This window comes from Massilia sp. 9096 (genome assembly GCF_000745265.1).
Classification (GTDB): domain Bacteria; phylum Pseudomonadota; class Gammaproteobacteria; order Burkholderiales; family Burkholderiaceae_D; genus Telluria.
Map to the genome: position 1 here is coordinate 1,507,849 of NZ_JQNN01000001.1, position 14,199 is coordinate 1,522,047.

The window sequence follows — 14,199 nt, forward strand, 5'->3', positions numbered from 1 at the left end:
AACTTCGGCGCCAACCAGCATGGAGCAGCCTGCATGGAGCAGCCCGTCATGATCCGCCTCGAAACCCGTGCCCTGCACCTTCGTGCGTGCTGCCCTGCGTCCCGCTTTGCGCATCGTCGCGCCTCCTGTCCGCGGTGTTGCGCGGATGCCTGGACATGAGCGCACCCTCACCCGCCGGCGCCCCGGTGCAGGATGGCGAGCGCCCCCTGCTCGTCGTCCACCTCGTCGAAAAACTGGCCTCGGCCGAGACCGAAAACGGCTTGCTCAGCCTGATCCGTCACCTGCCTGCCGAGCGCTACCGCCATGCTATCGTCTGCCTGCACGACGCCGGCGACTACCAGGCCGGGCTGCGCGAGCATGGCGTCGAGGTCATCAACATCCACAAGCGTCCGGACTCCTGCGATCCACTGCACCACGTCCGCCTGTACCGCGTGCTGCGGCGCTTGCAGCCGGACCTGATCCACACCCGTAACCGCTCCGGCCTGCTGGCCCAGGTGGTGGCGACGCTCGCCGGCGTGCACCGGCGCGTGCATGCCGAACACGGCCGTGAACTGTCGGGCCATGGCGCGCGCGGCCTGCGCGGGCGCCTCCTGTGCCGCCTGCTGTGTCCCCTGATCGACCACTTCATCGCCGTCAGCAGCGACCTCGAGCATTGGCTGGTCGAATCGATCGGCGCCGAGCCGGCGCGCGTATCGCAAATCGCGAACGGCGTCGACAGCGTGCAGTTCCACCCGCGCCTTGGTCCTGCCGCCGCGATCGGGCCGCCCGGCTTCATGCAGGACAATGTCTTCGTGCTGGGCAGCGTCGGCCACATGGACGGTGACGGCAGCCAGATCACGCTGGTCGAAGCCTTCCTGCGCCTGATCGCCTCGCCGCACCCCGCCCATGCGCGCCTGCGCTTGCTGATCGTCGGCGACGGTCCCGAGCGCGCCGAATGCCTGGCGATGCTGCAGCGTGGCGGCGCCGCGGAGCGGGCGTGGCTGCCGGGCGCGCGCGCCGACGTGCCGCAGCTGATGCGGGCGATGGACTTGTTCGTCCAGCCCGCGCGCGTCGACAACCGCTCCAACGCGATCCTGGAGGCGATGGCGAGCGGCTTGCCGGTGGTGGCCACCGCCGTCGGCGGCCACACCGAGCTGGTGCATCCGGGCTTTACCGGCATCCTGGTGCCGCCGGACTCGGCCGACCTGCTGGCCGCGGCCATCGCCGACTATTGCCGCATTCCCGCCATCGCCGCGCGCCATGGCGCCCGCGCGCGCGGCCAGGTGATCGCGCGCCACAGCATGCCGGCGATGGCGCGCGACTATCTCGCCGTGTATGACGCGGTGACGCGCAGCGAGGACGCCGACGCCGTGCTTGGCGGGCACGGGCACTCGACCGGGTAGCGGCCGGCGTCGCCGCCTCGCTCATCGCCCTATGCGCGTTCTCCACCTGTTCGACCATGCGGCACGGCGCCGCAACGATTACCGCCGGCGCTCGCTCGCCCTGCTCGGCCAATTGCGTACCCAGGGCGTGCAGACCGTGCAGCTGACGGCGGCGCCGGCCGACAGGCAGGCCGAGGTCGAGCCGGGCGTGGCGCATTGGCCGCAGGAGCATGACGGCCACGTCTGGCACTTCTACCGGACCGGGCCGCCGTTGCACACTTGTCGCCGGATCGGTGCGCTGGCGAATTCGCTGATTCCAGCCCTGAGTCCGGCGTTGGCGCTGGGCACGCTGGCCTGGCGCCTGCGTCAGGTGACGCGGCTGACGCGCCCCGACCTGATCCACGTGCATACGCCGACACGCCATGCGCTGGCCGCCCTGCCGGCCGCGCGCCTCCTACGCTTGCCGCTGGTGGTCGACGCCCAGCGCCATGCGCCCGATGCCGGCGCGGTCGAACGCTGGGCGCTATGCCGCGCCGACGCCCTCGCCGCCGGCAGCGCCGGGCAGCGCGCGTCGCTGCGCGCCCAGGGCTTGTGCGCCGGGCGCATCGCCGTGATCCCGCCGGCGCCGGACCTGGCGCCGGCGTGCGCGCAGGTGCGCGCACCCGCAGGGCTCGAAGGCGCGCCGCTGATCGTCTACGCCGGCCGTCTGCGGCGCGAGGATGGGTTCGACTTGCTGCTGGCGGTGCTGCCGGCGCTGCGGCGGCGCTTTCCCGCGCTGCGCCTGCTGGTGGCCGGCGGCGGGCGGGCGGACGAAGCGCGCGAGGACGACCTGTTCGAGCGCCTGCACGCGCCCGGCCTGCGCGGGCACGTCGCCGTCACCGGCGCGCTGGCGTGCCGGCGCGCCGCCGATCTGCTGCCGCGCGCCGACATCGCCGTGTTCCCGGCGCTGCCGGGGCCGCATGCGCTGCTGCCTTCGCGCCACCTGCTCAACGCCATGGCCCAGGGCTGTGCCATCGTCGCCTCCGACATCGCATGCCATCGCGACCTGCTGGTGCATGGCCACAATGGCATTCTGTTCAGCGCCGGCAGCGGCGTCTGCCTGCTCGACGCGCTGGTGCGCCTGCTCGGCGAACCGTGGCGCCGGCCGCCGCTCGGCCAGGCGGCCGTCGATTTCGTGGCCAGTCAGCGCAGCTGGGAAGCCACGGCGGCGCGCTACCGCCGCCTGTACGAGGCCGTGTTGGCGGCTGCAGGCCGGCGCCGCTGAAGCACGGCGGTGCGCAAGGAGCCGCCCCAGCCTGACGCGCGCTGTCAAATGGTCTATAGTGATGCCTCTTTGAAAAACACGGTTAAACCCAACTGCGATGAAATTCGACGTAGCTATCGTGGGCAGCGGCCTGGCAGGCCTCTCGGTCGCCCTGCACCTGGCGCAAACGCGCAAGGTCGCCATCATTTCGAAACGTGAACTGCTGGATGGCGCCAGCAACTGGGCCCAGGGCGGCATCGCCGCCGTGCTCGATTCCGGCGACACCCACGACCAGCACGTCGCCGACACCCTGGTCGCCGGCGCGGGACTGTGCGACGAGGCGGCCACGCGCACCATCGTCGAGCACGGCCGCGAAGCGATCGAATGGCTGATCGAGCAAGGCGTGCCTTTCACACGCGACGACAGCGCGGAACTGGGTTTCCACCTGACCCGTGAAGGCGGCCACAGCCAGCGCCGCATCATCCACGCGGCCGACGCCACCGGCCACGCGGTCCAGGTCACGCTCGAACAGAAGGTGCGCGCCCATCCGAACATCACGCTGTTCGAGCACCATTGCGCAATCGACGTGATCACCTCCGACAAGCTGACGCCCACCGGCGTTCACGGCGGCGCGCCCAGCCTGGTCGGACAACCGCGCTGCCACGGCATCTACGTGCAGGATGAGCAGAGCGGCAAGGTGCTCACTTTCGAAGCCGAGCACACCGTGCTGGCTACCGGCGGCGCCGGCAAGGTGTATTTATATACGACCAATCCCGACACCTCGACCGGCGACGGCATCGCGATGGCCTGGCGCGCCGGTTGCCGCGTGTCGAACATGGAATTCATCCAGTTCCACCCGACCTGCCTGTATCACCCGTATGCGAAATCGTTCCTGATCTCGGAAGCGGTGCGCGGCGAAGGCGGCCTGCTCAAGCTTCCGCCGGAAGCCGGTACGGCCGGCGGCACCCGCTTCATGCCGGCCCACGACGAACGCGGCGAACTGGCCCCGCGCGACGTCGTGGCGCGCGCCATCGACTTCGAGATGAAAAAGCGCGGCCTCGACTACGTGCACCTGGATATCTCGCACCAGAGCCCGGCATTCATCAAGGAGCACTTCCCGACCATCTACGCGCGCTGCCTCGAGTTCGGCATCGACATCACCCGGGAGCCGATCCCGGTCGTGCCGGCCGTGCACTTTACCTGCGGCGGCGTGGTCACCGACCTGGCCGGGCGCACCGACATCCCCGGCCTGTACGCGGTCGGCGAGACGGCCTATACCGGCCTGCACGGCGCCAACCGCCTGGCCAGCAACTCGCTGCTCGAGTGCCTGGTGGTCGGGCGCGCCTGCGCCCAGCAGATCGCGGCCTCGCCGCGGGTCGATTCGCCGCGCCTGCCGGCCTGGGACGAGAGCCGCGTCACCAACGCCGACGAGGAAGTCGTCATCGCCCACAACTGGGACGAGCTGCGCCGCTTCATGTGGAATTACGTCGGCATCGTGCGCACCACCAAGCGCCTCGAGCGCGCCAAGCACCGCATCAAGCTGCTTAAAGAAGAGATCGACGAGTATTACCGCAACTTCCGCGTCACCAACGACTTGCTGGAGCTGCGCAACCTGGTCGAAGTGGCCGAGCTGATCGTGCGCAGCGCGCTGTCGCGCCGCGAAAGCCGCGGCCTGCATTATTCGCGCGACTACCCGGACACCTTGCCCAAGGCGCTGCCGAGCGTGCTGACCCCGCGCCGGCGTAACTGAGCCGGGCTCGCCGGGTCCGCATCGATGACGCAAAAGCTCACGCCATCCACGATCGTCCTGCTCACCGTTCCGCCGCTGCTGTGGGCCGGCAACGCCGTGGTCGGCCGCCTGGTGCGCGAGGCGGTGCCGCCGATGACGCTCAACCTGCTGCGCTGGGCGATCGCCCTGGGGGTGTTGCTGCCGCTCGCCTGGAGCACGTTCCGGGCCCCGGGCGCGCTCGCGGGCGTACGCGCGCGCTGGCCGCGCTATCTGCTGCTCGGCCTGCTCGGCATCGGCATGTACAACTCGCTGCAATACCTGGCGCTGCGCACCTCGACCCCGATCAACGTGACCCTGGTCGCTTCCGGCGTGCCGGTGTGGATGATGCTGGTCGGGCGCATCGTGTACGGCGTCGCGGTGCGGCCCTGGCAGGTGGCCGGCGCGGTGCTGTCGATCGCCGGCGTGCTGGTGGTGCTGTGCCGCGGCGACGCTGCCGGCCTGCTGGCGCTGCGCCTGGTGGCCGGCGACCTGTTCATGATCCTGGCGACGATTGCCTGGTCCTTCTACAGCTGGATGCTGCTGCAGCCGAAGGACGAGCCGGCGCTGCGCGCCAACTGGGCAGCCTTCCTGGCCGTGCAGGTGGCCTTTGGCATCCTGTGGTCGGGGGCGTTCAGCGGGGTCGAGTGGACGCTGTGCGCGCATCCGATCGCGTGGAGCGGCATGCTGCTGGCGGCGCTGTGTTTCGTGGGCCTCGGCCCGGCGGTGCTGGCCTACGCGATGTGGGGCGCCGGCATCCGCCGCGGCGGTCCCGGCCTAGGCGCCTTCTTCATGAACTTGACACCGCTGTTCGCGGCCTTGCTCTCGTCCGCCTTCCTGGGGGAGCCGCCGCATGCCTACCACGCGCTTGCCTTCGGCCTGATCGTGGCCGGGATCGTGGTCTCGAGCCGGCGCTGAACCCTGGTACCGGTCCGGACGGGCCTGGAAACGCGCCTTTCGCCCCAGCGGTAAAATGGTAGCATTTCACGGAAAACCAAAAGGCGGAGAACGGCGATGGCCGAAGCATTCACGATCCACGACCCCATCCACGGCGTCATCCACGACCATGCGGCGCGGCTGGCCGAGTTCCTCGACAACTATCCGCGTGCGCTGGTACTGACCGGGGCCGGGCTGTCGACCGCGTCCGGCATCCCCGATTACCGCGACCGCGACGGCACGCGGCGCGGCAAGCCGCCGATCCACGGCCCCGACTTTCGCAAACACGAATACGTGCGCCGGCGCTACTGGGCGCGCAGCATGATCGGCTGGCCGGTGCTGTCGCGCGCGCGCCCGAACCCGGGCCACCTGGCCATCGCCGCGCTCGAGCGGCTCGGGAACATTGGCTCGGTGCTGACCCAAAACGTCGACGGCCTGCATGGCCAGGCCGGCAGCCACAGCGTGCTCGAGCTGCACGGCAATATCCATACGGTCGTGTGCCTCGAATGCTCGGCGCTGTTCCCGCGCGCCTTCATCCAGGGCCAGCTCGGGGACATGAACCCGCACATGCTGCACACGGAAGCGACCCCGCTGCCGGACGGCGACGCCTCGGTCGAGCCGGCCGAGCTGGCCGACTTCCGCCTGCCCTGGTGCACCTGTTGCGGCGGCACGCTGATGCCGAACGTGGTCTTTTTCGGCGACAACGTCCCACCCGCGCGCACCGCGATCGCCCTCGACCAGATGGAGCGCGCCGACGCCTTGCTGGTGGTCGGCTCCTCGCTGATGGTGTACTCGGGCTTTCGCTTCGCGCGCATGGCCCAGGCGAGCGGCAAGAAGATCGCTGCGATCAACCTGGGGCGGACGCGCGCCGACGACCTGCTCGACATCAAGATCGAAGAATCGAGCGAACAATTGCTCCCACTCGTGGCCGCGCTCCTCGAACAGCGCCGTCCTGATACAGTCAGACCATCCATTCAACTCGACGGGGGAACACTGTGAGCAATTCGAAGATCAAGGGCTGGCAAGCCGGCGCGCTGGCGGCCGGGCTCGGCCTGGCGGCCTCATTCCTGTACGTGCGCGCGAAAACCAAGGAGGCGGAAGCCGATAACCCGCCGCCTGGCCGCTTCGTGACCGTCGACGGCGTGCGCCTGCACTACGTCGAGCGTGGCCAGGGCCCGGTGCTGGTGCTGATCCACGGTAATGGCGTGTACGGCAGCGACTTCGAAGCCAGCGGCCTGCTCGAGCGCGCGGCCGAGCATTACCGCGTGATCGTGTTCGACCGCCCCGGCTTCGGCTACAGCGAGCGCCCACGTGCGCGCCTGTGGACGCCGCAAGCCCAGGCGCGCCTGCTGCACCATGCGCTGCAGCAGATCGGCGTCGACAGCGCGATCGTGCTCGGCCATTCGATCGGCACGCTGGTGGCGCTGTCGATGGCGCTCGACGTGCCCGGTTTCGTGCGCGGCCTCGTGCTGCTGTCCGGCTATTACTATCCGAGCTTGCGGCCGGACGTGCCGCTGTTCGCGCTGCCCGCGCTGCCGCTGATCGGCGACCTGATGCGGTACACGGTATCGCCGATCAGCGCGCGCATGCTGTGGCGTCCGCTCACCAAGGCGATGTTCGCGCCGCTGCCGGTGCCGGAACGCTTCCGCGAGCTGCCGGTGTGGATGATGCTGCGGCCCAAGCAGGTGCGCGCGGCGTCGGCCGACAACACGCTGATGATTCCGGCCGCGCTGGCGCTGTCCAAGCGCTACGGTGAGCTGAAGGTGCCGGTCGTGATTGTCAGCGGGACGCAGGACCGGGTGGTCGACCCAGGCCACAACAGCGAGCGGCTGAACGAAAGGCTGCAAAACGGTGCGAGCGGCAGCGAACTGCGCCTGCAGCCGGGCGTGGGGCACATGACGCATTACGCCCATCCTGAACAGGTGCTGGAGGCGATCGAAGACATCGCCGGGCGCGCGGGGGCGCCGGTGAGTTTGCGCGATCCACAAGCGGAGGCGCGGGCAAGGGCGAGCGAGAGCGGCACCTGAAGATTTGGGTGACGCGTCACGGAAAATTGGCGTGACGTCTTGCGAAAACAGAGGCGTCGCCGAAAATAAAAACGCCGCGCGGCCCCTACGGGCGGCGCGGCGCTTTCGGAATACCCGGGTTCAGCCCACGATCCGCAACGAGTAATCCGTCGCCTTGACGTCCTTGGTCAGGCTGCCGATCGAGATCCGGTCCACGCCGGTCTCGGCGATCGCGCGCACGGTCTGCATGTTGATGCCGCCCGAGGCTTCCAGCAGCGCGCGGCCGGCGTTGGTGCGTACCGCGTCACGCATCATCTGCAGGTCGAAGTTGTCCAGCAGGATCGACACCGCGCCGGCTTGCAAGGCTTCTTCCAGCTCGGCGATCGACTCGACCTCGACCTGGATCGACACGCCGGCCTCGAGCGCCATCGCGGCTTTGACGGCCGGCGTGATGCCGCCCGCCGCCGCGATGTGGTTTTCCTTGATCAGGATGCCGTCGTACAGCGCCATGCGCTGGTTGGCGCCGCCGCCCACGCGCACCGCATACTTTTGCGCCTGGCGCAGGCCCGGCAGCGTCTTGCGCGTGTCGAGAATCTTCGCATTGGTGCCTTTCACCACGTCGACGTAGACGCGGGTGGCGCTCGCCACGCCCGACAGCAGCTGCAGGAAATTCAGCGCGCCGCGCTCGGCGGTGAGCAGCGAACGCGGCGAACCGCTGATCGTGCAGACGACGGAATCGGCCGCCATCAGGTCGCCCTCGGCGTACTTCCAGTCGATCTCGATGTCCTGGTCGACAGCCAGCATCACGCCCTCGAACCACGGCGCGCCGCACAGCACGGCCTGCTCGCGCACGATCACGCGCGCCTGCGCGCGCGGCGCGACCGGGACCAGCTTGCCGGTCAGGTCGCCGCTGCCGACGTCTTCCAGCAGCGCGGCCAGGATGTTTTGTTCGAAAGCCCTCTGCAGCGTCTCGTCGACCGCGCCCTCGGCGGCGAATGGGTTGTGCAAACTGCTCATGCCGGCCCCACGCCCGAGAACAGCCTGGCTTCCTGCTCCAGTGCGCCGCTCGGCAGCGCCCTGGCTTTTTTCGCGGCCGCGAAATTGAGCATGCGGTCGATCGCGCGCTTGGCCTGCCTGCCGACTTCCGGGTCGACGTGGATCTGGTTGGCGCCCGTTTCGAGCACCTCGGCCAGGTTCTGCAAGCCGTTCATCGCCATCCACGGGCAGTGCGCGCAGCTCTTGCAGGTGGCGCTGTTGCCGGCGGTCGGCGCTTCGATGAAGTGCTTGCCCGGCGCGGCCATGCGCATCTTGTGCAGAATGCCGTTGTCGGTGGCGACGATGAAGTGTGTCGCCGAACTGTTGCGCGCGGCGTCGATCAGCTGGGTGGTCGAGCCGACCACGTCGGCCTGGGCCACGACCGCAGCCGGGGATTCAGGGTGCACCAGGACTTTGGCATCCGGGTACTCGGCGCGCAGCAGGTCCAGTTCGATGCCCTTGAACTCGTCGTGCACCAGGCAGGAACCCTGCCACAGCAGCATGTCGGCGCCGGTCTGCTTTTGAATGTAGGCGCCCAGGTGGCGGTCCGGCGCCCACAGGATCTTTTTACCCTGCTCGTGCAGGTGCTTGACGATGTCCAGGCCGATCGACGAGGTCACCATCCAGTCGGCGCGCGCCTTGACCGCCGCCGAGGTATTGGCGTACACGACCACGGTGCGGTCCGGGTGCTGATCGCAGAAAGCGGCGAACTCGTCGGCCGGGCAGCCCAGGTCGAGCGAACAGGTCGCGTCCAGGTCCGGCATCAGGATCGTCTTTTCCGGGCTCAGGATCTTGGCGGTCTCGCCCATGAAGCGCACGCCGGCCACGACCAGCGTCGTCGATGCACAGTCGCGTCCGAAACGCGCCATTTCCAGCGAGTCGGAGACGCAGCCGCCGGTTTCCTCGGCCAGGTCCTGCAGGTCGGCGTCGACGTAGTAATGCGCCACCAGCGTCGCGTTCTTTTCCTTCAGCAGGCGCTTGATGCGCTCTTTCAGCGCGGTCTTCTCTGCGACCTCGAGCGGCGACGGCGTGCGTGCCCAGGCTTCGGCGGTCGAGCAGACGCCGCCCACCGGGCGGTCGTATTCGAAAGTCTTGATCGGTACGATGTCGTTCATGGATGAACCTTATTTATCGTTTTCGTCACAATAAATCAGATGTAAGGGAGGCACGCCGTGCCTGCCTTTTACGTTCGCGTCACGAATATTAATTCAGACCCTGGCTCTTCAGGTAATCCTCGTAATTGCCCCGGAAGTCGACCACGCCGTCTTCCTTGACTTCGAGGATGCGCGTGGCCAGCGAGGACACGAATTCGCGGTCGTGCGAGACGAAGATCAAGGTGCCGGCATATTTATCCAGCGCCACGTTGAGCGATTCGATCGATTCCATGTCCATGTGGTTGGTCGGCTCGTCCATCAGCAGCACGTTGTGGCGGCCCAGCATCAGCTTGCCGTACATCATGCGGCCCTTTTCGCCGCCGGACAGCACGCGCACCGACTTCTTGACTTCGTCGCCGCCGAACAGCAGGCGGCCCAGGATCGAACGCACGGCCTGGTCGTCGTCGCCTTCCTTGGTCCACTGGCCCATCCAGTCGGTCAGGTTGGCGTCGGTGGCGAATTCCTCGGTCGGATCCTGCGGCATGTAGCCCGGGTTGGCGTTCTCGGCCCACTTGACGCGGCCGGTGTCGGCGTCCATGCCGCTGATCGGCTGGCTGCCGATGCAGCGCAGCAGCGTGGTTTTACCGGCACCGTTGGCGCCGATGATGGCGATGCGCTCGCCGGCTTCGACCATGATCGAGAAGTTCTTGAACAGGGTCCGGTCGTACGATTTGCTCAGGCCCTCGGTCTCGACGGCAAGGCGGTGCAGCTTCTTCTCGCCCTCGAAGCGCACGAACGGATAGGCGCGCGAGGACGGCTTGAATTCCTCGATCTTGATCTTGTCGATCTGCTTGGCGCGCGAGGTCGCCTGGCGTGCCTTGGACTTGTTGGCCGAGAAGCGGCGCACGAATTCCTGCAGTTCGGCGACCTTTTCCTTGGCCTTGGCATTGTTGGCCAGCTGCTGGTTGCGCGCCTGGGTCGACGCTTCCATGTAGTCGTCGTAGTTGCCCGGATAGACCTTCAGCGTGCCATAGTCCATGTCGGCGACGTGGGAGCAGACCGAGTTCAGGAAGTGGCGGTCGTGCGAGATGATGATCATCGTCGAGTTGCGCTGGTTCAGCATGTCGCCCAGCCAGGAGATCGTGTGGATGTCCAGGTTGTTGGTCGGCTCGTCCAGCAGCAGGATGTCCGGATCCGAGAACAGCGCCTGCGCCAGCAGCACGCGCAGCTTCCAGCCCGGCGCCACGGCGCTCATCAGGCCCTGGTGCAGATCGGTGCCGATGCCCAGGCCGAGCAGCAGCTCGCCGGCGCGCGCTTCTGCCGAGTAGCCGTCGTACTCGGCGACCTTGCCTTCGAGCTCGGCCGCTTTCATGTAGTCTTCGTCGGTCGCTTCCGGGTTGGCGTAGATCGCATCGCGCTCGCGGATCGCGTCCCACAGCTCGGTGTGGCCCATCATGACCACGTCCAGCACGCGCACGTCTTCGTAGGCGAACTGGTCCTGGCGCAGCTTGCCGAGACGCTCGCCCGGATCGAGCGAGACGTTGCCGCCGGACGGCTCGAGGTCGCCGCCCAGGATCTTCATGAACGTCGACTTGCCGCAGCCGTTGGCGCCGATCAGGCCGTAACGGTTGCCGTCGCCGAATTTGACGGAAATGTTTTCGAACAGCGGCTTCGCGCCGAACTGCATCGTGATGTTGGCTGTACTAAGCACAGGATGACCCTCGGATGATATTGCGATTAACCGTCTATTTTACCATCCGATCGGGCCGGCTACAGCGGCGCCTCGTTCCGCTTTCGCGATGACGCTTCTTGCGCCCCGACCGCGATCAGGCGATGCGTACGGTCGGGTAGTCCGACAGCGTCATGCGCCAGGCATCGCCGTCCGACACCAGGCGCGCCTGCGCACCGAACGGGATCGTCACGTGGCGCGCGATGTGGCCGAACTCCAGGCCGGTCAGCACCGGGCACGGCAGCGTCGCGCGCAGGTAGGCCAGCATCTCGTCGAAGTTGTAGCCGTTGTCGTTCGGCCCCAGCCGGTAGCCGGAAAAATCGCCCAGCACGACGGCGCGCTGGCGCTGCAGCACGCCGCCCTGCATCAGCTGCAGCATCATGCGCTCGACCCGGAACGGGTGTTCGGCGATGTCTTCCAGGTACAGAATGCCGCCGTCGATGCGCGGAAAATAGTCGGTGCCCATCAGCGACACGACCATCGCCAGGTTGCCGCCCCAGGCGGTGCCGGATACGTCGAGCGCCGGGTTGCCCGTGCCCCGCCCTTCGAGCGTGTGGGTAGGGCCGGCCAGGCAGTGCAGGAAATCCTCGAGCGTGAAATCGACCGGATCGCGCACGCCGATGTCGCTGACGAACATCGGGCCGGCATAGCTCAGGGCGCCGGCCTTCGCGTACAGGGCCATGTGCAAGGCCGTCACATCCGAAAAACCCACGAAGATCTTGCCGCTGGCCGCCATTTTCTCGTAATCGAGGTGCGGCAGCAGGCGCGTCATGCCGTAGGCGCCGCGGATCGCCATCACCACCTGCACGTCGGGGTCGTCCGTGGCTGCGTTCAGCCGGGCCAGGCGGACTTCGTCGGTGGCGCCAAAGCGCTGGTGGCGGGCGTCATGGTCGTAGTAGTTGCGGACCAGGATGCCGCGGGGTTCGAGGCGGGCGATGCCGCGCGGGATGGCTTCGGGTTCGGGCGCGTAACTGCCGGGCGCGACCAGGGCGATACCAAGGCGCTTGACGATGTGTTGGGGAATCACTGTTTGACGAAAAGCCGCGGTGTGGAGTCGGGCGTCATCTTACCGTGGGCATGGGTGTCGATCAAGGCGAGCAGGCGCTCGTTCAGCTGGGTCGGCAAATCGTGGCCCATGCCTTCGATTACCTCCAGGCGCGCGTTGGGAATGGCGTTGGCGGTGTCGATGCCGCAGGCCAGCGGCAGCATCGGGTCGGCCGCGCCGTGGATCACCAGCGTCGGCGCGACGATGGTGCGCAGCTGGCCGGCGCGGTCGCCGCAGGCGGTGATCGCCAGCAGCTGGCGTGCGGCGCCGCTGGGGTTCCTGTTACGCCGCAGCGCGCGCGCGACCCGCCGCCGCAGCTGCTTTTCCGGCGTCGGATAGGCCGGGCTGGCGATGGTCTGCAGCAGCCGCACCGCATGCTCGACGACGGCGTCGAGGTCTCCGGCCGACTTGGGGCGGCGCAGCATGGCGTGCCGCACCGCCGGCGTCGGGCCCGGCAGGCCGCGCCGGCCGCTGCTCGACATGATCGACGTCAGGCTCAGCACCCGCGACGGGTATTTGGCCGCGAGCAGCTGTGCGATCATGCCGCCCATCGACACGCCGACCACGTGCGCGCGCGCGACGCCGAGCGCGGACAGCACGCCGACGGCGTCGTCGGCCATGTCCTGCAGGCTGTAGGGCGGGCGCAGCGGCAGGTGCAGCTTCGATTTGAGCCAGGCCAGCGGCAGGCTGGGGGTGCCGGCATGTTCGAACTTGGTGGACAAGCCGCAGTCGCGGTTGTCGAAGCGGATCACGTAGAAGCCGAGCTCGACCAGGCCTTCGACGAACTCGTCGGGCCAGGCGGTCAATTGCTGGCCGACGCCGGCAATCAGCAGCAGTGGCGCGGCTTTCGGATCGCCCGCGGTATCGAAGGCGATCCGGATGCCGTTGGCATTCAGACTCGGCATGGCGCGTGCCCGTTGTGTGATCGATATGGCATGAAAACAGAATACCATTTTCGACCGAATATGGGGGCTACGGCAGGTCTGGCGTGCGCACCGGGTTGCGGGCGGCCGCGCGGCGTTCCGCGAAGAAGGCCTTGAGCATCGCCGAGGCGTCGCCGGCCAGCACGCCGCCGACCACTTCGGTGTGGTGGTTCAGTTGCTCGAGCGCGAACAGGTCGAGCACCGAGCCGCACACGCCGGTCTTGGGGTCGAGCGCGGCGTACACCACACGCGCCAGGCGGGCGTGCATCATCGCGCCGGAACACATGGCGCATGGCTCCAGCGTCACGTACAGTTCGCAGCCCGGCAGGCGGTAATTGCCGAGCTTGTCGGCGGCGGCGCGCAGCGCGACGATTTCGGCGTGCGCCGTCGGATCATGCCGTCCGATCGGCTGGTTGAAACCGGTGGCGATGACTTCGCCGTCCTTGACCACCACCGCGCCGACCGGCACCTCGCCGGCCGCCCAGGCCTTGCGCGCTTCCTGCAGGGCCAGGCCCATGTAGGTCGCATCGGCCGCGGACGGCTGCGCATCGAAGCCGGCCGGGAGGTCGGTCGGCGTGGGCAGGTCGGGCAGCCGAGGCAGCTCTGGCGACTCAGGCATCGGTGATTTCGGCCCAGCAGTTCGGGGTCTCGTGCAAGACCAGCTTTTGCAGGCGCAGGCCGGTGCCGAAGCGATCGGTGTAGGCGGCCTTGAGGATGTTCCAGGCAACCTGGGCCAGGTTCTCGACCGTCGGGATGCGGTCGATCACGACGGTCTTGTGGCCCGGCAGGCTGGACAGAAAGTCCTTGACCGCGGCGTCCTGCTCGTACACCAGGAAGGCGTGGTCCCAGACGTCGACCAGGTGCTCTTTGGCCAGCGCCTTGATGTCGGAAAAGTCCATGATCATGCCGTTGTCGGAGTTGCCCTCGACGTCGATCACGGCCCCGGTCAGCGTGATTTCCAGCGTGTAACGGTGGCCGTGCAGGTTGCGGCACTGGCTCTTGTGGTCGGGAATGCGGTGGCCGGCGTCGAATTCGAGTTTGCGGGTAATGGTCAGCATAGGT

The 14,199-nt window shown here is 68.0% G+C and carries 13 protein-coding genes; 6 read left to right on the top strand and 7 right to left on the bottom strand.

Annotated features, from left to right (window positions below; translation table 11 throughout):
* Positions 1-155: 155 nt before the first annotated feature.
* The 6 genes from FA90_RS06560 (at position 156) to FA90_RS06585 (ending at position 7,332) form a co-directional block, all read left to right on the top strand.
* Positions 156-1,382 carry a glycosyltransferase gene (locus FA90_RS06560; protein ID WP_051972120.1) on the top strand — a complete coding sequence of 409 codons (1,227 nt, stop codon included), beginning with the start codon at positions 156-158 and terminating at the stop codon, positions 1,380-1,382.
* A 31-nt stretch (positions 1,383-1,413) separates the two neighbouring features.
* Positions 1,414-2,625 carry a glycosyltransferase family 4 protein gene (locus FA90_RS06565; protein ID WP_036167133.1) on the top strand — a complete coding sequence of 404 codons (1,212 nt, stop codon included), beginning with the start codon at positions 1,414-1,416 and terminating at the stop codon, positions 2,623-2,625.
* A gap of 97 nt (positions 2,626-2,722) precedes the next feature.
* Positions 2,723-4,354 (top strand): L-aspartate oxidase, encoded by a 1,632-nt coding sequence (nadB, locus tag FA90_RS06570; protein ID WP_036167135.1) that lies wholly within the window; start codon positions 2,723-2,725, stop codon positions 4,352-4,354.
* Positions 4,355-4,378: 24 nt separating this feature from the next.
* Positions 4,379-5,287 carry a DMT family transporter gene (locus FA90_RS06575; protein WP_036167138.1) on the top strand — a complete coding sequence of 303 codons (909 nt, stop codon included), beginning with the start codon at positions 4,379-4,381 and terminating at the stop codon, positions 5,285-5,287.
* Positions 5,288-5,383: 96 nt separating this feature from the next.
* Complete coding sequence (locus tag FA90_RS06580; protein WP_036167141.1) at positions 5,384-6,304, top strand: NAD-dependent protein deacetylase; 921 nt, start codon at positions 5,384-5,386, stop codon at positions 6,302-6,304.
* Entirely contained in the window at positions 6,301-7,332 is a 1,032-nt protein-coding gene (locus FA90_RS06585; protein WP_036167144.1) for an alpha/beta fold hydrolase, read from the top strand. The genes FA90_RS06580 and FA90_RS06585 overlap by 4 nt, the downstream gene beginning before the upstream one ends.
* A 120-nt stretch (positions 7,333-7,452) precedes the next feature.
* Here the strand turns inward: FA90_RS06585 and nadC are convergent, their stop codons facing one another.
* The 7 genes from nadC to queD form a co-directional block, all read right to left on the bottom strand.
* Complete coding sequence (gene nadC, locus FA90_RS06590; RefSeq protein ID WP_036167147.1) at positions 7,453-8,328, bottom strand: carboxylating nicotinate-nucleotide diphosphorylase; 876 nt, start codon at positions 8,326-8,328, stop codon at positions 7,453-7,455.
* Positions 8,325-9,461 carry a quinolinate synthase NadA gene (gene nadA, locus FA90_RS06595; RefSeq protein ID WP_036167150.1) on the bottom strand — a complete coding sequence of 379 codons (1,137 nt, stop codon included), beginning with the start codon at positions 9,459-9,461 and terminating at the stop codon, positions 8,325-8,327. The genes nadC and nadA overlap by 4 nt, the downstream gene beginning before the upstream one ends.
* Before the next feature lie 88 nt (positions 9,462-9,549).
* Complete coding sequence (locus FA90_RS06600) at positions 9,550-11,151, bottom strand: ABC-F family ATPase (protein ID WP_081933694.1); 1,602 nt, start codon at positions 11,149-11,151, stop codon at positions 9,550-9,552.
* A 115-nt stretch (positions 11,152-11,266) separates the two neighbouring features.
* The gene (locus FA90_RS06605) at positions 11,267-12,196 is read right to left on the bottom strand and encodes an LD-carboxypeptidase (RefSeq protein WP_239700564.1); all 930 of its coding nucleotides are present in this window, start codon (positions 12,194-12,196) and stop codon (positions 11,267-11,269) included.
* On the bottom strand, positions 12,193-13,119 hold the full coding sequence (locus FA90_RS06610; protein WP_036167156.1) for an alpha/beta fold hydrolase: 927 nt from the start codon (positions 13,117-13,119) through the stop codon (positions 12,193-12,195). The genes FA90_RS06605 and FA90_RS06610 overlap by 4 nt, the downstream gene beginning before the upstream one ends.
* Positions 13,120-13,186: 67 nt before the next feature.
* On the bottom strand, positions 13,187-13,756 hold the full coding sequence (gene tadA, locus FA90_RS06615) for a tRNA adenosine(34) deaminase TadA (RefSeq protein ID WP_081933695.1): 570 nt from the start codon (positions 13,754-13,756) through the stop codon (positions 13,187-13,189).
* Positions 13,749-14,195, bottom strand: coding sequence for a 6-carboxytetrahydropterin synthase QueD (queD, locus tag FA90_RS06620; RefSeq protein WP_036167159.1), 447 nt, complete (start codon positions 14,193-14,195; stop codon positions 13,749-13,751). Before queD ends, tadA begins: the two co-directional genes overlap by 8 nt.
* Positions 14,196-14,199 lie beyond the last annotated feature (4 nt).